Source organism: Aquisphaera insulae (assembly GCF_011064615.1).
Lineage (GTDB): Bacteria > Planctomycetota > Planctomycetia > Isosphaerales > Isosphaeraceae > Aquisphaera > Aquisphaera insulae.
The window spans coordinates 20472-41097 of record NZ_JAALJH010000026.1 but is presented as its reverse complement, the minus strand read 5'-3'; the positions used below and the strand labels follow the sequence as shown (position 1 = coordinate 41097).

General features: G+C 67.6%; 7 protein-coding genes. 2 read left to right on the top strand and 5 right to left on the bottom strand.

The window, feature by feature from the left end:
* Window positions 1-21 precede the first annotated feature (21 nt).
* The 3 genes from G6O54_RS15815 to G6O54_RS15805 all read right to left on the bottom strand — a co-directional run bounded on the left by G6O54_RS15815 (window position 22) and on the right by G6O54_RS15805 (window position 6147).
* Window positions 22-3009 (bottom strand): PVC-type heme-binding CxxCH protein, encoded by a 2988-nt coding sequence (locus G6O54_RS15815; RefSeq protein ID WP_165226617.1) that lies wholly within the window; start codon window positions 3007-3009, stop codon window positions 22-24.
* A 51-nt stretch (window positions 3010-3060) separates the two neighbouring features.
* Window positions 3061-5007, bottom strand: coding sequence for an ABC transporter permease (locus tag G6O54_RS15810; RefSeq protein WP_165226616.1), 1947 nt, complete (start codon window positions 5005-5007; stop codon window positions 3061-3063).
* A gap of 255 nt (window positions 5008-5262) precedes the next feature.
* On the bottom strand, window positions 5263-6147 hold the full coding sequence (locus G6O54_RS15805; RefSeq protein WP_165226615.1) for a hypothetical protein: 885 nt from the start codon (window positions 6145-6147) through the stop codon (window positions 5263-5265).
* 200 nt (window positions 6148-6347) lie between these two features.
* Between G6O54_RS15805 and G6O54_RS15800 the strand changes: the two genes are divergently transcribed.
* Complete coding sequence (locus G6O54_RS15800) at window positions 6348-12524, top strand: alpha-2-macroglobulin family protein (protein WP_165226614.1); 6177 nt, start codon at window positions 6348-6350, stop codon at window positions 12522-12524.
* A 58-nt stretch (window positions 12525-12582) separates the two neighbouring features.
* Here G6O54_RS15800 and G6O54_RS15795 read toward each other — a convergent pair whose 3' ends face one another.
* On the bottom strand, window positions 12583-15294 hold the full coding sequence (locus G6O54_RS15795; RefSeq protein ID WP_165226660.1) for an MGH1-like glycoside hydrolase domain-containing protein: 2712 nt from the start codon (window positions 15292-15294) through the stop codon (window positions 12583-12585).
* A 231-nt stretch (window positions 15295-15525) separates the two neighbouring features.
* Between G6O54_RS15795 and G6O54_RS15790 the strand changes: the two genes are divergently transcribed.
* Window positions 15526-16452: a hypothetical protein gene (locus G6O54_RS15790; protein ID WP_165226613.1), complete on the top strand. Its 927-nt coding sequence runs from the start codon at window positions 15526-15528 to the stop codon at window positions 16450-16452.
* 71 nt (window positions 16453-16523) lie between these two features.
* Here G6O54_RS15790 and G6O54_RS15785 read toward each other — a convergent pair whose 3' ends face one another.
* Window positions 16524-20348 (bottom strand): hypothetical protein, encoded by a 3825-nt coding sequence (locus G6O54_RS15785; RefSeq protein ID WP_165226612.1) that lies wholly within the window; start codon window positions 20346-20348, stop codon window positions 16524-16526.
* Between the last annotated feature and the right edge of the window lie 278 nt (window positions 20349-20626).

Sequence of the window (20626 nt, the reverse complement as noted above, 5' to 3'; positions counted from 1 at the left end):
GCTCCTTGAGGCCGCCGGCGCTCACTTCCCGGCGGGTGCGGGTGCGGGTTGAATCGACCTGACGAAGGCGATGAGGTCGGCGAGGTCCTGGGCCGTGAGCCCCTTCTCCAGGCCCTCCGGCATGAGCGAGACCCCGGCGGACGAAATCGCGTCGATCTGATCGCGCGGGACGACCTCGGTGACCCCCTCGGCGCGCTTCAAGGTCAGGGCGGCGGCCGACTCGTTGGCGATGATGCCGGTGACGACCCGGCCGTCGGTCGTGGCCACATTGTAATTCATGTAGGCCGGCGAAACCTCCCGGTTGGGGTCGAGGATGTGCAGCAGCAGGTCGTCCGGTGCGCGGCCCGCCACGGTCGCCAGGTCGGGGCCGACCGCGATCCCCTGCCCGCCCACCTGGTGGCAGGTGGCGCAGACCTTCTTGTGGACGTCCTTGCCCCGATCGGCCCGGCCGGAGAGCGTGGCGGCCTCGCGGAAGGCCTCGATCGTCTTCTTGCGGTCGGCGTTGCCGGCCGACTTCTCGCCCAGGACCCTGACCGCTCGCGCCCGCAGGTCCGCATCCGCGTGCTTCCGCAACTGGTCGAGCCGGGCGGGATCGATCTCGGCCGACGGTAGGTGCTTCGTCTCGAAAGCAGAAAGCAGCGCCTCGAGCCGATCGCGGCGGGCGAACAGGATCTCCACGGCCTCGCGGCGGACCGCGGGGCTCATCGTCTTCCATTGGTCGAGGATCTTCGGGCCGACCGATTTCTCATCGAGGCCTCCGAGCGCCTGGAGGGCCGCGAGCTGGACGGCCGAGGGCTGGCGAGCATCGAGCAGGACCGGGAGCACGTCGAGGGCCGCGGAGGCTCCGAGAGTGCCCAGGCAAAGGGCGGCCGCCGCCCTCCGGTCTTCAGGTGCGTCCGACAGGACGACCTTCTTCGCCCATTCTCGGATCGGCCCGACCTGGGCCGGCCAGTCGCCGCCGAGCGCGGCCGAGAGGCTCGTCCCGGCACGCCGGGCCCCGCGACCGACCGCGGCGAGCACAGCGATCGACCGATCGACCTCGTGGGGATCCGAGGAGAGCGCCTGGACCAGTCGGCGAAGCTCATGGCCGTCGTGCCGGACGCCCATGAGGACGGCCAGTTCTTCCAGCCATCCGCGCCCCATGGGGCTGGCCAGGAACCCCTCCTCGGAGCCCAGTTGCTGGAGGAACGCGGGCGAGCGTTCGGCGATCGAGCTGATCACGGCCGATCGCACCCAGGGATCTGCCGCATCCCGGACAGCAATCACCGCCAGCGCCCGGATGGCCCAGTCGGAGTCGTTATCGGTGCCCAGGGATAGCGCCGCCTGGAGGCGTACACTGATCTCGGCGTCTCGACCGAACTTCTCGAGCAAATCCTGGCGATCTTTGAGCGGTGAAATGCCACGAGCGAGCCGCGCGGCTTGCTCGCGGATTCCCGGCTCGGGATCGCTCTCCGAGCTGAAAAGATCACCTCGAGACAGTTCACCCAGCGCGTGAAGGGTCCAGAGGGCGTGCAGCCGACCGAGCGCCGAGGGCCTCTCGGCCACGAGTTTCGCCAACGGCCTCATACTCGCCGGGTCCTTCCGCTCCACGAGCAGCCGCTGGGCGGTCTCTCGCCACCAGGCATCCGGGTCGGCGAGCAGGCCGACGAGCTCCTCGATGGTTGCCTTGCTCAGGCGGGGCCGACGGTGTGGGCGCTTGGCCTCGCCGTGGACGAGCTCATAGAGGCGGCCGCGGTCCTTGCCGCTGGTCAGGTCGAGGTGCTTCTTGATCGGCTCGGGGATCGACCTGGGGTGCTCGATCGTCTCGCGGTACATGTCGATGATCAGGAGCGTCCCGTCGGGCGTGTTGGCGAAGTTCACGGGCCGGAACCAGTTGTCGGTGGAGGCGAGGAACTCCACGCCCTGGTCGGCGCGGTCGGCCCGATAGATCGGACCGGCCGGCTTCAGCGTCTTGCGATGCACGAGGTTGCCGCCGACGTCGCCCACGAAGGCGTTGCCGCGGTATTCCTCCGGGTAGGCCGTGCCGCGATAGATGGTCACGCCCGACGCCGACGTGAAGAAGCCGGTGGCGAACAGCTCGGTCGGCGCCAGTTGCTTCCGCATCTCCGGATCGGCGGCCCGCTGGCGAGTGCGGACGATCCGCCAGGGCTCCGCCGGGCTGATCCGGAAGACCGGACCCGCGGCGCCGTCGGAGGCGATGTCGGTCGTCACCGCCGGCGGGACGAACGAGGGGTTGCGGGCCAAGTCGTCCGCCGGCAGGATCACCTGGCGGATGTGGTTGCTGTTGCTGCACGTGAAGCGATGGCCCCAGTCATCGAGCGTCAGGCCGAACTGGCCGCCGCCGGAGGTCGCCTGGAAGGCCGAGCCGTCGGGCCGGAACCGGAAGTCCTGCCCGCGGACCGAGACCGGCTTCGCGTCCGGCCGGCTGAGGTTCCGGATCTCGCCGCCGTTGATCGTGGACGCCCCGTAGATCCAGCCGTCCGGACCCCAGAGCAGGCCGTTGAGCAGGCCCTGGACGTTGTCGGTGCCGAAGCCCGTGAACATCACCTTCCTCACGTCGGCCACGCCGTCGCCGTCCGTGTCCTTCGCATAGACGATGTCGGGCGCGACCGTGACGAAGACGCCGCCGTCATAGGGCAAGATCCCGGTCGGCCAGTTGAGGCCGTCCAGGAAGACCTTGCTGGATTCGTACTTGCCGTCGCCGTCCCGATCCTCGAGCCGGACCACCCGGCCGGTGGGGGCCGGCTCCGGGTACGGATATCCGCGCATCTCGACGACGTAGAGCCGCCCGTCCTCGTCGTAGCAGACGCTCACCGGGCTGGAAACGAGCGGCTCCGCGGCGACCAGCTCGAGGTGGAAGCCGGCGTGGATGCGGAAGGTCTCGAGCGCCCGCGGCACCTCGTGCGGGGGGATCCGCGGCAGCTCGCGGCCGAGGTCCTCCTGCGCGTGGGCCGTCGCGGCCAGGACGAGACAGAGCAAGGTGACGAAAGTTCCCGCGGATCGCTTCATTGCGATAATCCCTAATCCCGGCCCATCGCGGCCCGATCGATGGCCGCCCGGTCAGCCCTGGATGGCATTCGTGCGGCCGAGGGCGATGTCGAAGTCGCCGACGGCCGGGACGAGCATGGCCGCCAGGGCGAACCCGTAAACGCCGACGCTGAACAGGAAGGCCGCGAGGAAGTCCCCGTTGAGCAGGCTGATGATGCAGTAGAACGACCAGAACGGCGTCAGCAGCGACACGAGGGCAATCGCCCGCGACGGGTTCCTCGCGCCCAGCGAGCCGAAGAGGGCCACGCTGCCGACCCCGATGAAGATCATGAAGCTGAGGATCTGGCGGCCGAAGACCTGGTCGCTGAGGATGATCAGGCCGGAGCAGATGAGGATGCCCGTCATCAGGAAGAACATCGTCCCCAGGCTGTTGGCGATGGCCACGCGGCTGCTCGTGAAGCTGATGGCCGAGTGCAGCCCGAGCATCGCCGCGAAGTGGCAGAGCAGCAGGTAGTCGATCGTGAAGAAGATCAGGTTCTCGCCCGAGACCTTGCCGGTCCACCAGAGATAGCCGCAGAAGAGCAAGGGGAGCGCGACCATCTCCTTGCTGTTGTAGAGGATGCCGAAGAGTTTGCCGTAGATGAAGTCGCCCGGCGAGAGCTCGGTGACCAGCAGCAGGTCGAGCGCCCCGGTGTCGCGCTCGCTCGTCAGCGCGGTCACCCCCTGGGCGTTGATCATGATCAGGCTGAGGATCGCCAGGCCGACCGGGATCAGGGCCAGCGAGGAGCCCATCGGGTTGGCCATCCCCCGGCCCAGGCTCAGGAAGAAGCCCACGCCGAGGGCGAAGAGGAGGGCGTAGCAGCCCTTGATGATCAATGGCTTGGTGCCGTAGGCGCGGGTCATCAGCTCGCGCCAGAGGATCGGATTGGCCCAGGGGCTCCGATAGGGTCTCTGGGCCGCGGCGACGCGGCGATGCGTCCGCCGCGGGACGTGCAGGCCGGTCGTCGGGCCGGCGGACGGGCCGAACGGGGCCTCCCCCGAGGTCCCCCGCGTTGATCCCTTCGCCGCCGGGCCGCGGTCCGTGCCCGAGCTTGCACCTCCCGAGAAGGCCGCCACGTCGGCCCCCACGCCGACGGCCACGGGCTCCCCCTCGGCGGGCGCCTCGAGGGCGACGATCTCCTCGATGAGGTCCTCGGCCTCGTCCCCCTGCTCTCGGGGCTCGTTGTGGCCGGGATTCCACTTCCGGAGCATGTAGGTGCCGAAGGCGACGATCAGGGCCGCGAAGGTCAGGCGGACGCCGATGTAGACCAGGCTGGACGCCCGGACCACGCCGGTCCCCGCGGTCGTCGCCGGATAGAGCACGGCGATCATCGCGCGATACGGGTTGAGGACCTCGCCGAGCGGCACGCCGAGCACCCGGAGCGTCGGGAAGGCGACCGACAGCAGCTCCACACCGGTCACGGAGAACACGACCATCAGGATCGTCAGCGAGATCGACTGGAAGGTCCGGTCGCGCCAGAGGGCGATCAGCAGCCCCATCGCGCCGCCGGCCACGCCGGAGGCCGCCGTCACCAGGAAGAGGTTGATCACCTGGCCGAACGAGATCCCGCCGAGCAGCGCGCAGAGCGAGAGCAGGCCGACGCTGGCGGCGAGGATGATGAGGATGTTCAGGAGCCCGGCGACGAGCTTGCCGACGACGATCTCGGTGTCGCTGAGGCTCGTCATGAGCAGCAGGTTGAAGGTCCGCCGGTCCTTCTCGTACGAGACGGCCGCCGCCGTGAAGAGGGGGGCGAAGAAGAGCATCAGCGTGAGCTGGAGCATCGCGAACATGAAGTAGAGGTAGCCGCCGAAGCGGGCGAGCACCCCCACCTCGCGGACGTCCTGCCAGCCGATGATGACCTGCCAGGCCGTCCAGAGGAGGACGAACAGGACGCACGAAAACGAGGCCCGCCAGAGGTAATATCGCAACGATCGGGGCGTGGCCACCACTTCCCGGGCGATGATCGGTCCGCCAAACAAGTTCGTTCTCCGTGCGTCGTCAATCGGGGGGCGGTGGGGGGACGGCTCTGAATTCAAGGTGATCGATCGAGGCCCGCAGCATGCCATGCCTGCTACGTTCGAGCCCCGTGACGGGTTCGCTTCGCCGCCCCGTCGTTGAGCCGCGGTCTGGGCGGATCCGTCGTGACGGGTGGGCCGGGAGGCCTCGCCCCGCCCGATAGGTCGGAGGGATCCAGCTTAGCAGAACAGGAAGACTCGGACCAAGGGGAGTTGGCGTCAGGACTTGTTACCGCGGACGTGACCCCGAAAATCTTCCAGGTCCGCGCAAGCTACGGCGAGCCGGTGAAGTTGGTCCAGGCGATTGCCATCGTCGATCTTCGTCAGTTCGGGACGGATTGACCGGGCTCGAGGCCCGAAACGTGCGACCAGTGCACTGAGGATCATTCGGACGGCAACATCGTGGCTGGCCTTTCGTGCGGCCTCCTCAGACCACTCGGCCTTCAATTTCCGCAGGATCGGCGAGTCGATCATGGCTTCTCGTCCCCCAAGCAGTTGGAAGAGCCCCTCATCATCATATCGCAGGCTCGCCAGAACCTGCGAGACGGCCAGCAGATTCTCCCTCAGGCCGCCCGAGGTCTCGCGATCGATTCGCTCCCGGCAGCGACGGAAGATCGGAGCCGGCGGACCGTCGAGCCGGCAGAGCGGTATCCACGGGATCAGGCCGACGTCGCCGGACTCCAGCAACGGCTCCGCCGGGATCGTCCAGAGTTCCACGGTCCGCCAGCGAACCTTCAGGCTCGTCGTGCCGCGGCGGCTCCTGAGCGTCGCCTCGCTGGCGGCACGCCGAGCACCCCGCGGGCTCAGCACCAGGACCAGGACTTCCGGCACCACGTCCCGGTCCAGGTAGACGAGGCAGGCATCCCGTACCGCCTGGTCCTGGATCCTCGGCTCCGGATAGGTCGCCAGTTCCAGGATGTACAGGTCCGGATGTTCGATCCCTGTGAGCCACGCCTCGACCAGGCCGTCGGGGTATCGACGAGGCTGAACCAACTCCGCCTGCAAGGCCCGCCAGCGGGCCACATCGCCCATGCCGAACAAGCGAAGGATCGATCCGGCGTAGTGCTGGATCAGCCACTTGCTGCTCTTGTCGTACTCATGCATCACTTCGCCTCGCCGCATCGCAAGGATCGAGGACCGAACCTGGTCCTCTCGATCGACAGGCCGGCCGAAGGCACTTCAGCCCAGGCCATCGAGTCGCCGCCGGCACCACCTAATAAACAGCCTCCACCAACGTTATAGTAACGGCTTACCCATCTCGTCACCGCGTGTCGGCGGGGCGGCCAGGACGGAGCGAGGCAGCGATGAAGACCTTGTTGCTCGTGGCTCTCTGCGTATCGGCGTCCCTGTCGGCCCTGCTCGGCAGCGTGATGGGGTTCTTCGAAGCCCCGAGGCCGCCGGACCGGAACGCGCTCCGGAAGCTCTTCCAGGAGGGCAATTACAAGGAGTGCTACGACGGCTTCCGCGCGCTGGCGCTGGACCCGAAGGACGATCCGGGGCTCGTCGACCAGGACCTCGGGATGGCGTTGCAGTGCCTCGCCCAGCTCAATCGAGCCGACGAGGTCGATGACTTCCGCGACGCCGTGATCGCGGCACACAACGGGAACTGGCGGCTGCTCCAGGCGGCGGGCCTCAGCTACCTCGGCGGCGGCGGGCAGCCGTTCGGCTTCATCGTCGGGGGCAAGTTCCACCGCGGGCCGCACCGGGGCGGCGGCCGGATGGTCAACGCCCTGGAACGCGATCGAGCCCGGGCGATCCAGCTCCTGGCCCGGTCCGCGGAGCTCGCCCGGACCGATCCCGACCGGCCCGCGGCCGGGCGCTGCTTCGCCGCCCTGGCCACGGCGCTGCTCCATTCGAGGTTCAACGGCGAGTCCTGGAAGCTCCAGAGCCTCACGCCGCTCGACTCCCTGCCGGACTACGAGGAGTTCCGCTACCGCGGCTGGGGACAACCCGGCACGTCCTCCGCTCCGGTCGATGCCGACGGCTCCCCCGTCTTCTACCGCGTCCCGGCCGGCTTCAAGGAGGCGAAGAACGACGGCGAGCGGTGGCGGTGGGCGCTTGCCCAGTCGGTCGAGCTGGACGCGAGCCAGCTCAATTCGGCCCGGATCACCCTCGCCGACTTCCTGCTCGGCCAGTTCGGCACCCAGACGCTCTCCGGGGGCGGCTTCCCCGCCCCCTTCGGGGCACGCCAGGACGACGAGGTCGACATCGCCGGGCTCGAGACGCTCAAGGATGAGGAGACGATGGCCCGGCTCGCGACCGGGATCAAGAGGTTCTCGCTCCCGGACGAGTTCAACCCGATCAAGGTCTACCAGGCCATCGCCGCCGACCCGCGTTCCGGCCAGGGCCAGGAGGCGCTCGGCCGGCTCGTCGGGATTTTCGAGAATCGCCGCCAGTTCGCCCGCGCGGCCGACTACCTCAAGCAGAGCATCGCCCAGTATGGCGACCCCGGAGGGGGCAAGGCCCAGCAACTCGATCAGATCCTGGGCGCCTGGGGCTCGTTCGAGCCCACCATGACCCAGCCGGCCGGCAAGGGGGCGACTCTCAGCTACGTCTTCCGGAACGGCCGACGCGTCCGCCTCGAGGCGTATGAGGTCAACATCGGCAAGCTCCTGGCGGACGTGAAGGAGTACATCGCCTCGCGACCGCCCCAGCTCGACTGGCAGCGGATGGACGTCAGCGACATCGGCAATCGCCTCATCGGCCGGAATCAGCAGCAATACCTGGGCCGCAACGTCGCCGGCTGGGACCTCGACCTGGAGCCCCGCGAGGGCCATCGCGACCGCCGCGTCGAGGTGACCACGCCGCTCCAGAAGGCCGGCGCCTACCTCGTCTCGGCGAAGATGGACGGGGGCAACACCTGCTTCATCATCGCCTGGCTGGACGACACGGCGATCGTCAAGAAGTCGCTCGAGCAGAAGGCGTACTACTTCATCGCCGACGCCCGCGGCGGCCATCCCGTCGCCGGCGCGGACGTGAAGTTCTTCGGCTGGCGATCGGTCCAGGAGCCGGGCAAGAACCGGTTCCGCACCGAGACGAAGTCCCTCGCGGTGAAGGCCGACGGGCAGGGCCAGGTGATCGTGCCGACATCCGAGTTCGGCGACCAGCAGGGGATGTACCAGTGGGTCACGACCGCGACGACGACGGAGGGCCGCCTCGCCTACCTGGGCTTCAGCAACATCTGGGGGGCCCAGGGGTACGACGCCGAGTACAACCAGGTCCGGACCTACGCCATCACCGACCGGCCGGTCTATCGCCCCGGCCAGCCCGTCCGATTCAAGTTCTGGATCGCCCACGCCCGCTATGATCAGCCCGAGGCCTCGGACTTCGCCGGCAAGACCTTCAGCGTCGTCGTCCAAAATCCGAAGGGAGAGAAGCTCTACGAGAAGAACCTCCCCACGGATGCCTACGGCGGCCTGGACGGCTCCCTCGAGCTCCCCTCCGATGCGCCCCTTGGCATCTACCAGGTGCTGATCCCGAACATGGGAGGGGGCACCTTCCGCGTCGAGGAATACAAGAAGCCCGAGTTCGAGGTGAACGTGGAGGCCCCCACCAAACCCGTGATGCTGGGCGAGAAGGTCACCGCCAGGATCGAGGCGAAATACTACTTCGGCGGGCCCGTCGCCGAGGGGAAGGTCAAGTACAAGGTCAGCCGCACGACGGCCTCGGCCCGGTGGTTCCCCGTCGCCCGCTGGGACTGGCTCTTCGGATCCGGCTACTGGTGGTTCGCCGCCGATTCGACCTGGTATCCCGGCTGGTCGCGGTGGGGCGTCTTCCGGCCCGCGCCGTGGTGGCTGAACCAACCGCCCGCCCCCCCGGAGGTCGTGGCCGAGGGCGAGGTCCCGATCAAGCCCGACGGCACGTACTCGATCGAGATCGACACCGGCCTGGCGAAGGCCGCCCACCCCGACCAGGACCACCGGTACGAGATCACCGCGTCGGTCACCGACCGGTCGCGGCGGACGATCGACGGCTCCGGCACCGTGCTGGTCGCGCGGGAGCCCTTCCGCGTGACGACCTGGGTCGACCGCGGCCACTACCGCGCCGGGGACTCGATCGAGGCGGACCTGAAGGCCCAGACGCTCGACAACAAGCCGGTCGCCGGCAAGGGGACGCTCAAGCTCCTGAAGGTTGCCTATGACGCCGAGAGCAAGCCGATCGAGACGCCCGTCGAGAGCTGGCCGATCGCGCTCGACGCCCGGGGCGAGTTCCACCAGGCCGTGAAGGCCGCCGCGCCGGGGCAGTACCGCTTCAGCGCGGTCGTGGACGACGGCCAGGGGCATGTCGTCGAGGGGGGCTATCTCTTCTCGATCCTGGGCCAGGGCTTCGACGGGGCCTCGTTCCGCTTCAACGACCTGGAGATCATCCCCGACCGCAAGGAATACCGGGCGGGCGAGTCCGTCAAGCTTCTGATCAACGCGAACCAGGTCGATTCGACGGTCCTCCTCTTCGTCCGGCCGACGAACAGCGTCTACCTGCCGCCGAAGGTGATCAAGGTCCGCGGCAAGAGCACGGTGGAGGACATCGGCGTCGTCCCCCGCGACATGCCCAACTTCTTCCTCGAGGCCCTCACGGTCGTCGGCGGCAAGGTCCACTCCGAGGCCCGCGAGATCGCCGTCCCGCCCGAGTCGCGGGTCGCCGACGTCACCGTCGAGCCCTCCCAGCCGACCTACAAGCCCGGCCAGAAAGCGAAGGTGAAGGTCAAGCTCGCCGGACCCGACGGCCGGCCATTCGTGGGCTCGACCGTGCTCACGGTCTACGACAAGGCCGTCGAGTACATCTCCGGCGGTTCGAACGTCCCGGAGATCAAGGAGACGTTCTGGAAGTGGCGGCGGGAGTTCTACCCGCAGACCGAGTCGTCGCTCGATCGCTCGTTCGGCAACCTGAACCGGCCGGGAGAGGTCGGCATGCAGCCGATCGGGCAATTCGGTGGGGCCACCGAATGGCAACTTGGATTCCGGTTTTCGATGCCTTCCGGCAGGGCGATGCGCGGTGCCGGCATGATGGGCGGCATGGGCGGCGCGATGGAGAAGGCGGAGATGCCGATGCCCATGGCGGCGCCGGCCGCGGCGGCTCCCATGGCGGAACTGGCGACGTCTAGCATCAAGGAGACACGCGATCGGTTGGCGGACACAGGCTCGCTCGTCGGTTCCGCCCCTGTCCCTGCGACGGCCGGCGCGGAGCCCGTCGTCCGGACCAACTTCGCCGACACCGCCTTCTGGGCCGCGGCCGTCACGCCCGACGCCAACGGCGTCGCCGAGGTCGAGTTCAACCTGCCCGAGAGCCTGACGACCTGGAAGGTGAAGTCCTGGACGATGGGACCCGGCACGAAGGTCGGCCAGGGCGAGGCCGAGGTCATCACGACCAAGGACCTCCTCGTCCGCCTCCAGGCCCCCCGGTTCTTCGTCCAGAAGGACGAGGTGGTCCTCTCCGCCAACGTCCACAACAAGCTCAAGTCCGGCAAGTCGGTCCAGGTGGTGCTCGAGACCGAGGGCTCGGTGCTCAAGCCCCTCGACGAATCCTCCCGAACCGTGGACATCCCCGCGGGGGGCGAGAAGCGGATCGACTGGCGGGTCCAGGTCGCCCACGAGGGCCAGGCCGTCATCCGCATGAAGGCGATCTCCGACGAGGAATCGGACGCCGCCCAGATGACCTTCCCGGCGTACGTCCACGGCATGCTCAAGATGGAAGCCCTCGCCGGCTCGATCCGACCCGACCAGGACGCCGCCGAGGTCACGCTCAACGTCCCGGCGGACCGCCGCCCGGATCAGACCCGCCTGGAGGTCCGCTACTCGCCGACGCTCGCCGGTGCGCTCGTGGACGCGCTGCCGTACCTGGCCGATTACCCCTACGGCTGCACCGAGCAGACCCTGAACCGGTTCCTGCCCACGGTGATCACCCAGCGGATCCTGATCGACATGGGCGTGGACCTGAAGGCCATCCGCGACAAGCGGACCAACCTGAACGCCCAGCAGCTCGGCGACGCGAAGGAGCGTGCGGCCCAGTGGAAGGGGTACGAGCACAACGCCGTCTACGACGTCGACGAGGTCCGCAAGATGGCCACCGACGGCCTCCAGCGGCTGACCGACATGCAGCTCTCCGACGGCGGCTGGGGCTGGTTCAGCGGGTTCGGCGAATACTCCTCGCCCCATACCACGGCGCTGGTCGTCCACGGCCTCCAGGTCGCTCGCGGCAACGACCTCGCGGTCCCGCCGGATGTCCTCAACCGGGGCGTCGCCTGGCTCCAGAAGCACCAGGCCGAGCAGGTCACGCTGCTCCAGAACGGCATCAGCGAGGTGCGGCCCTACAAGAAGGTGGCGGACGACACCGACGCCCTGGTCTTCGGCGTCCTGACCGACGCCGGCCACCGCGACGACGCCATGCTCGGGTTCCTCGACCGCGACCGCGTCCGGCTCTCGCTCTACGCCCGCGGCCTGTTCGGCCTGGCGCTCGAGAAGCTCGGCGAGAAGGACAAGCTGGCGGCCGTCCTCAAGAACTTCCGCCAGTACGTCGTCGAGGATGCCGAGAACCAGACCGCCTACCTGAAGCTCCCCAACGAGGGCTACTGGTGGTGGTGGTACGGCTCCGAGATCGAGACCCAGGCGTTCTTCCTCAAGCTCCTGGCGAGGACCGACCCGAAGGGGGAGCTCGCCCCCAGGCTGGTGAAGTACCTGCTCAACAACCGACAGCACGGCCACTACTGGAAGTCCACCCGCGATACGTCGTACTGCATCGAGGCCATGGCCGATTACCTGAAGGCCAGCGGCGAGGACAGGCCCGACATGACGGTGACGATCGCCGTCGACGGCCAGCCCCGCAAGGAGGTGAAGATCAACGCCTCCAACCTCTTCGCCTTCGACAACGCCCTGGTCCTGGAAGGCAAGCAGCTCGACTCCGGAGCCCACAAGCTCCGCCTCGCCCGCGCGGGGACCGGCCCCCTCTACTTCAACGCCTACCTGACGAACTTCACGCTCGAGGATCCGATCGCCCGCGCCGGCCTCGAGGTGAAGGTCGATCGCAGGGTCTACCGACTGATCCCCGAAGAAAAGTCCATCGACGTCGCCGGCGGGCGCGGCCAGGCAGTCTCGCAGAAGGTCGAGAAGTACCGCCGCGAGCCGGTCGCCGACGGCGCCACGCTGAAGAGCGGCGAGCTCGTGGAGGTCGAGCTCGAGATCGAGAGCAAGAACGACTACGAGTACCTGCTGTTCGAGGATTACAAGGCCGCGGGCTTCGAGCCGGTGGAGGTCCGCAGCGGCTACAACGGCAACGACCTGGGCGCGTACGTCGAGTTCCGCGACGACCGCGTCGCCTTCTTCACCCGGACGCTCGCCCGCGGCAAGCACAGCGTCGCCTATCGCCTCCGCGCCGAGATCCCGGGCCAATTCCACGCCCTGCCGGCCCGAGCCCAGGCGATGTACGCGCCGGAGCTGAAGGGCAACTCGGACGAGATTCGATTGCAGATCAAGGACCAGGAGAACTGACCGGAGAGCGATACGCGCGGATCGACCGACGTTCCTTCCGCGTACGGCCGCGTTGGGGTCAGTCCCCCTTCAGGCCCTCGCCCAGGTAGGCCAACTTCCCCTCGCGAAGGACCTGCTCCGGTGTGAGGCTTGCGAACATGCTCAGGCTGCGGGCGACGATGCCCGTCCAGCCCGTCTGGTGGCTGGCGCCAAGCCCGGCGCCGTTGTCGCCGTGGAAGAACTCGTAGAAGAGGATGTAATCCCGCCAGTGGGGATCTTCCTGGAAGGTCGCCGCGCCCCCGAAGACCGGCCGGCGGTCGTTCTCGTCCTTCAGGAAGATCCGGGCGAGCCTCGCGGAGATCTCCTCGGCCACCTGGTAGAGCGTCTTGAGGTTGCCGGATCCGGTCGGGCACTCGACCCGGAAGTCGTCGCCGTAATACAGGTAGTACTGGAGCAAGGCCCGGACGATCAGGGCATTCACCGGGAACCAGATGGGGCCTCGCCAGTTGGAGTTGCCCCCGAACATGCCGTTGTCGGACTCCGCCGGCAGGTAGGCGACGCGGTACTCGTCGTGCCCGGCTCGGTCCACGTACGGGTGATCGGCGTGGTATCGAGAGAGCGACCGGATGCCGAACTCGGAGAGGAACTCGCCCTCATCCAGGAGCCGGCCCAGCACGCGGCGGAGCTTCGGCTCGTCCAGCACGGAGCCCAGGCGGCGGCCGGCGACGCCGGGGATCGTCGGGTCGTGGATCGCCGAGTAGAGCGTGGGACGGGTGCGCTGGAACCACCGCAGCCGCTCGCCGAGCTCGGGCGTGCGGTCGATGTCCTCGGCCTCGAAGACGGTCGCGGCGCAGAGCGGGAGCAGGCCCACCATCGAGCGGACCTTGAGGCGGCGGGCCTGGCCGTCGGGGAGCCTTAGGACGTCGTAGAAGAAGCCGTCCTCCTCGTCCCACATCCCGGTATCATTGCCGAGGTGGGCCATCGCCGAGCCGATCCAGAGGAAATGCTCGCCGAACTTGAGCGCGAGCTCCCCATAGGCCGGGTCCTCGGCCGAGAGCTCGACGGCCATCTCGAGCATGTTCTGGCAGAAGAGCGCCATCCACGCCGTGCCGTCGGCCTGCTCGAGGTAGCCGCCCGTGGGCAGCGGCCGGCTGCGGTCGAAGACGCCGATGTTGTCGAGCCCGAGGAAACCCCCCTCGAAGACGTTCCGGCCGGAAAGGTCCTTGCGATTGACCCACCAGGTGAAGTTCAGCAGCAGCTTCTGGAAGCAGCTCTTGAGCCAGCCGATATCCCCCCTGCCCGTCCGCGCCTTCTCCAGGCGGTAGGTGAAGATCGTGGCCCAGGCGTGGACCGGCGGATTCACGTCGCCGAAGTTCCATTCGTAGGCCGGGATCTGGCCGTTGGGGTGCATGTAGCGCTCGCGGAGCATCAGCTTGAGCTGATCCTTGGCGAAGCCCTCGTCCACGATGGCCAGCGGCAGGACGTGGAAGGCGAGGTCCCAGGCCGCGTACCACGGGTACTCCCACTTGTCCGGCATCGAGATGATGTCGGCGTTGTGCATGTGGTGCCAGTGCTCGTTGCGAGGGGCCCGCTTCCCCCCCGGCGAGTACGGGTCGCATCCGCGCTCCTGGAGCCACGTATCCACGTCGAAGTGATAGAACTGCTTGGTCCAGAGCATCCCCGCGAGCGCCTGCCGCATCACGTTGGCGCCGTCCTCGCCGGTCGTCGGCGGGATGATCGCGGCGTAGTAGTCGTCGGCGTCCCGCTCGCGAGCGGCGAAAACCGCGTCGAAGTCCGGGCCGAAGTGGCCTCGCTCGTCCGCGAAGCGGGTCGTCGCGGCGGAGAACCGCAGGCGGATCACCCGCGAGCCACCGGCGGGGATCGCCGCCGCATACAGGGCCGCCGCCTTGGTCCCGGTCCGGGCGGGGTTCACGGCGTCCGCGTGGCCGTGGACGACGAGCTGATGGAAGGCGTCCTTGACGTAGGGGGTCCGATTCGGGGTCCCCGCCAGGCGTTCGGTGTTGGTCTCGTTCTCCGTGAACGCGAGCGAGTCGGCCGCCTCGGCGTGGAGCAGGTACTCGCCCAGGATCGGGTCGGTCGCGGCGATGGCGGCGGGCGAATCGCCGGTCCGTCGCAAGGCCGGGCGAACGGCATCGGGCGACCGGGTCCAGACGTCGTGGAACCAGAGGGTCGGCAGGACGTGGAGCGGGGCGGGATCCGGCCCGCGATTGTGGGCCGTGATCCGGATCAAGATGTCGTCCGGCGCGGCCTTGGCGTACTCGACGAAGAGGTCGAAGTAGCGATCCTCGGCGAAGATCCCGGTGTCGATCAGCTCGTATTCGTGGTCGTGGAAGCCCCGGGCGGCGTTGGTCGCGACCAGATCATCATAGGGGAAGGCGGCCTGCGGGTACTTGTACAGGAATTTCATGTACGAATGCGTCGGCGTGCTGTCCAGGTAGTAGTAGTACTCCTTGACGTCCTCGCCGTGGTTCCCCTCGCCGTTGGTCAACCCGAAGAGCCGCTCCTTGAGGATCGGGTCCTTGCCGTTCCAGAAGGCCAGGGCGAAGCAGAGCCGCTGCGAGTCGTCGCAGAGGCCCGCGATCCCGTCCTCGCCCCAGCGGTAGGCGCGGAACGTGGCGTGGTCGTGGGTGAAGTCCGCCCAGGCGTTGCCATGGTCGCTGTAGTCTTCGCGGACGGTCCCCCATTGCCGCTCGCTCAGGTAGGGCCCCCAGCGCTTCCATGGGACGGACTTCTCGCGTTCGTCGCGGAGCCTTTCCTGCTCGATCGTCATGGGCAAGGGCCGTGGTTTCGAGTGGTCTTGGTGGGGATCCGGGGGCAAGCCCCTCGGCCGATCTTCATGATACTCGACGCCGGAGGCGGGATCGATCGGGCGGCCGACTCGCGCACTCCGAGGTTCTCCCGGTTCCCGGATTGACCGGATCGGCCGCTCGCGCTATGATCCCGGCCCACGTCGGGCCTTTGCCCCATGTCTACCAATTTCGAACGTTCGTCGGGAGGTCCCATGAACGGAATCGCGATCACGATGCTTGCTGCGCTGATGGGGCTGGGCGACGGTCCGTCGAAGATCCCTCCGCCGAGGCCCGCCGCCGCTGCCGGCCAGGCGGCCGCGCCGAAGGCCATCGAGTTCGAGATCCGCGAGTTCACCCTGGCGAGCCCGGACTGGCGGGGCAAGCTGATGGCCCGCATGACTCCGGTAGGACGGCAGGAAGCAACCGCAGCCTGGACGTTGGACCCGGCCAGCTACAAGGCGTGGATGTCGGAGATGATCTCGGAAACGCGTACAAATGTCCTTCAGGGCCCCAAGATGCTGGGCCGGATTGGTGAGCCGGCCCGGATGACCAACGAGGAGGTCCGCAAGTACGTCGGCTCGCTCAAGCGGGTGGCCGACGGGGAGCCCGGCTCGGCCACGCAGCTCGCCTTTCAGCCGCAGGTGGAGGAAGCCCACGACGGGATCCGCGTGAACATCCTCTCCAGCCAGGTCCGGGATGGGAAGGTCGACGCCCAGGTGACCGTCGAGGAGAATCGCATCATCGGCTTCTTCTCGACGAAGTACAGGGAGTCGGTCGTGCCCAAGCCGGGCGAGGATCCGGGCGTCGTGCGCACCTCGTTCGTCGAGCGGATCATGCCGAAGAACGGCCCGCAGCCCACCCCGATCGCCGCGATGATCGAGATCCCGGACGTCGACAGCCGGCGGATCGAGGGCCACTGGACGATTCCCGCCGACGGGGCCCTGCTCGTCAGCATGGGCCCGCGGCCCTCCCACGACAAGGCGCTCCGGAAGGGCTATGCCGAACGTCTCGTCGCCATCACCGCCCGGCCCACGACCGAGGAGCCCGAGGCCCCGTCGTCGTTCCCGGAAGGTGCGAGGGATCGCGTCAAGACCGTCATCCCCCCCAGGGCTGCCGGAGCGGTCGCCAACCCCCGCTGACGGCGGCTCGTCGCGGATCCTCCAAGTCGAGTCATTGGATTGGCGATGCGGAGACGTCGCGAGCGCGTCGTTCAGTCCAGGAGCCGGAAGAGTGGGTCGAGCCAGTTCCGGAGGATGTCGCCGAAATCGAAGGAGATCGCGGCGAGCAGGCCGAGGAGCGGGACGATGTACGTCAACACGTTGGACGCGATCATCCCGTCGAACGAGAAACGATTGGGCCTCGTGTTCGAGAGCCGGCTGATGATCTCGTCGCGATTGAGCCCCACGAGGAGATAGAGTATCGCCAGCGCGATCGCCAGGAGCAGCCCTCCCACGACCAGGAGCAGCTTCTGCTGCGAGACGAACGGGTAGGACGTGACCGTGAGCAGCAGGCAGATCCCCCCCGTCACCAGGCAGCCGGCGAGGTTCCAGAGCTGGGCGAGCCCCGGGGTCGTCCACTGGACGATGCGAATCGCCGCCAGGTCCTCGGCCTTCCGGGCCCAGGCGCCGACCCTGGCCCGGTCGTCCTTGCTGAGGTCTCGAAGCCTGGGGGCGTCCTGCCAGTGGTCCGAGGCGGAGCCTTCCTCATCCGGCCTCGATGAGCTGCTCCCCTCCCGCCGGGCCTGAGAGGACGCGTAGATCGGTATGCCCTCCCAGAGCTCCAGGAGCGTGTGCCTCAGGCGCTTCGAGGAATCCGAAGGCAGCGGCCCCCCTTCCCCGGCCTCGTCCGTCCCACCCGCGCTGAAGCGGGCCAGTGAGGCTCGCAGGTCGGGATCATCCTCCTCCGACTTGAGGGCGATGATGGCCCTGTGTTCGAGGATCTTCCGCTCCTTGACCGACCATGGGCTGGCGTCATAGATCCAGCGGGCGACCCGCGGCGGCTGCCGATCGAACGACTGGTCCAGGGGCAGGCCCGCGAAGATCCTGAGGGTCTCCTTGACGTCGTGCCAGAGGCCGATCAGGTAGAGGAGGCCGAAGGTGAGGAGGAAATAGGCGATCAGCAGGCCGATCATGAAGACGGCGTTATACAGGGGAGATTCGAGCGTCTGACCGATCCCATTCATCGCCATGTTCCTGAAGATGACCGGGCAGATGCCGAGGAGATAGAAGAGGGCGACGAATCCCGACGCAACCCGATGGTTCAGCACGACTGCCTTCGGGTCCCTCAGGAGGGCCTCGACCCGGGCCTGCGATGCGTCCGCGTCGGACCAGATGGAACCGAAGGATATCCGATCGGTCGAGCCGCCCCGGCCCGTTGGACGGGGATTGTCATCCGCGCCCCGATCGATCGATTCCCAGAGATGGGAGGTGATGTATCGTCGGTATGACGAGGCGAATATCCACGTGAGGAGCGAAGCGGACAGGAAGAGCGAGGGGAAGACGGGCGTCAGGCCGCTCGGGAGGAGCATGGTCCTCTCGAATGCCAGATACCAGGTGGAGAGGGTGTCCGTCGCGGAGGGGCCGAGCGTCCAGGCGCCCAGGGACAGCAGGCCGACGGCGGCCACGACGCCGAGGACCGGGGCGGATCTCCATGGCGGGATCGCGGATTGGGGCGGCGCATGCAGCAACTTGATGTGCAAGGACCGACTCCCGAGGACTCCCAGGAGGTAGCCGAGCGACAGGACCGGCAGGATGAGCGAATAGGCGGCCAGCCAGGGCCAAGCCGCGTGCAGGATCGCGCGTCCCTCCGGCCCGGGGTAGGTCCGGCGGAAGAGGTAGACGGTCCTCAACAGGGCCGAGGAGTTCGTCCAGGCAAAGAGGAGCAAAATGACATGTCCCACCGCCAGCCACCGCAGCGAGGGATAGAGCAGCCTGCCGCTGCCCGCGTCGCGAGCCGTGCTCTTCGGGCGCCTGTCGAGGTCGCGTCTGCTCCCCAGCGAGTCCTCCTTGATCGCTTCGTTCGTCGCCCAGTTCAGCACGATCGACGCGAGAAACGTCGCCACGACCACGATCGACCAGCCGTTGTAATAGAGCGGCGTGAGCTTATCCGCCCGGATCGTCGACCCGGGTGACTGAACGGGAATCGCCGCGGACTCCGGCTTGAAGAGCGGATCGTCATCAGCGAGGGGATCGGACTCCGCCTGGGATTCCATCTGAATCGGCGTGAGGCCGCGCTGTCCGACGGCACAGATCCAGATCGGTGGTCGGGAGGGCCCGACACCGGCCGTCGGGAACGGCGCCCGATACTCGATGTACCGCGGCGGATGGTCTCCGGTGAGGCCGAGGTCGGAGAGGTGGGCGGTCATGGCGTTGTACATGCCATAGGCCGAATCGTTGACGAATGACTGTCGCGTCCGATTGTCGGTGACGGGGGCGGTCCACCACTGGTTGCGCATCGCCAGGGGATAGGTCGTCGCGACGAGCATCCCGCGGAGGAACGACGTGGACTGCGGTCGCGCATAGAGCAAATCGGCCTGATCCGCGAACAGCTTCGCCTCGGGGCAGAATTCCCGCGTGAGCCGGGCCAGGAAGACGACGTCGCGCGGGTCGGTCGCGATGATGCCCACCGCCAGGGGGTCACGGCGAGCCACGTCGGTCAGCGCCTCGATCAGGGACATCTCCTCGTTCCCGGCGGTCGTGCCGGGCGTCATGGGGGGCGGGACGTCGCGGATGCCGCCGCTCTCGTCCTCCGGGACCGACAGGCGTGCCGCCCCCCGGATCGTCCCGCTCGCCGCGTCGTGCATGAGCCCCAGCCTGTTGTAGGACCCGCGGATGCTCGCGACATGCATCGGGAAGCAATACTGGACGATCTCGGGTTCGCCGCCGTCGCCGGCGGTCCTGAAACCCTTGAAGGACTGGCCGTAGCCCGTGTTCGACTCGACGAGCAAGACGATCGGGCGCCTGGTCGCTCGGTCGAAAAATGAGGAGTGTTTCTGCAAGTATGTAATGATGGCATTGGTTTGAGATTTGGCCGAATGGAGCGTCGAGGAGAAGTCGCTGTTCGGGACACTCCGCCGGAATTGCCCCCGATCCACGCCCATGGTGTTCCCGCTGATCACGCGGAAGTGCGGCTTCTCCTTCCCCTCCGGCGAAGTATGTCTCGCGAGGACATCCTCCAGCGAGGTCTGGGATCCCGAGAAGACCGGGCCCAGGATCTGGATATTGCCGCGGGTGGGTCGCGCCCCCGCCTCGGGGGGGGCCGGGAATTTATCGCGGAGGAACTCGACCGCCTTCAGCGCCTGTTCAAGGGACTTGCGGTCGACTCCGGCCGTCGGGGTCTCCGTGCAGAGGAGGACGACGAGCAGGTCCACGTTCACGGGGCCGTCGCCGCTCACGGGGCCGTCGCCTGGCGGATCTGAGGAGGTCGTGGCCCCGGGGCGACGACGAAACAACAGGGTTCCGAATTCACCGACGCCCCGAGCGCTCATCGGATCGGCCGGATTTGTCGTGGACTGATGATCCTTGGATGGCTTCGGCGACCTGGGTTCGCCCCACGGGAAGTGGTATCGGTCGAGGACGAATCCCTCGGCCTCCGCGGCTCGCTGCATGGGGGCAAGCAATTCGTCGAACCGGAAGCTATTCGTCGAGTGCATGGGCGAGGCGATCGTGGCGATCATCGCCCGGAATCCGTAGTTTCGCCCCGGAGTCCCGGGTGTCGATATCGCCTCCAGGATTTCCATCGAGCGTTCCAGGCCGGTCGTGAGCCCTGATCCCTTCGGCTCGTCCGCCACGGAACCGTTGGAGAGATAGTCGATCAGTGGACCGAGCGGTCGGCCCCCGGTGTCGCGGGAGACGGCAACCTCGTCGTCGGGTTGGTCGGCGCCTTCCCCGGCCTGGCTCTTCTGGGCTGGTGGATTCGCGCCCCCGGTGTGTGACTTCTGCGATCCGGAACTCCCGGAGTAGACCCCGAGGACCGCGAGGATCACCAGCCACACGGGCGTCAAGGAGAGTGGTTTCGGGCCCGATCCGTCGCTCATGATTGCCACCGCGTTGTTGAGGTCACCATGCCGGGTCAGCGGCTTGTCGATCCCATTCGCAAATGACGGTCGGACGAAGGTCGATGGGTGTGCGGGGACCTGAAATGAAGGTCGTGACCCAGGAACGCGGGCTTCCTTGATCGGCCACTTGCCTCCATCGATCTCTCCACTGCCTCGATCGTGGTTGCCTGCATCTGGATTTGGAGGCGAGTTATTTAAAGCATGGAACGTTGGCCAGGTCCAGAAAGAAAGGGCATTTTGACAACATTGGGAGGCGA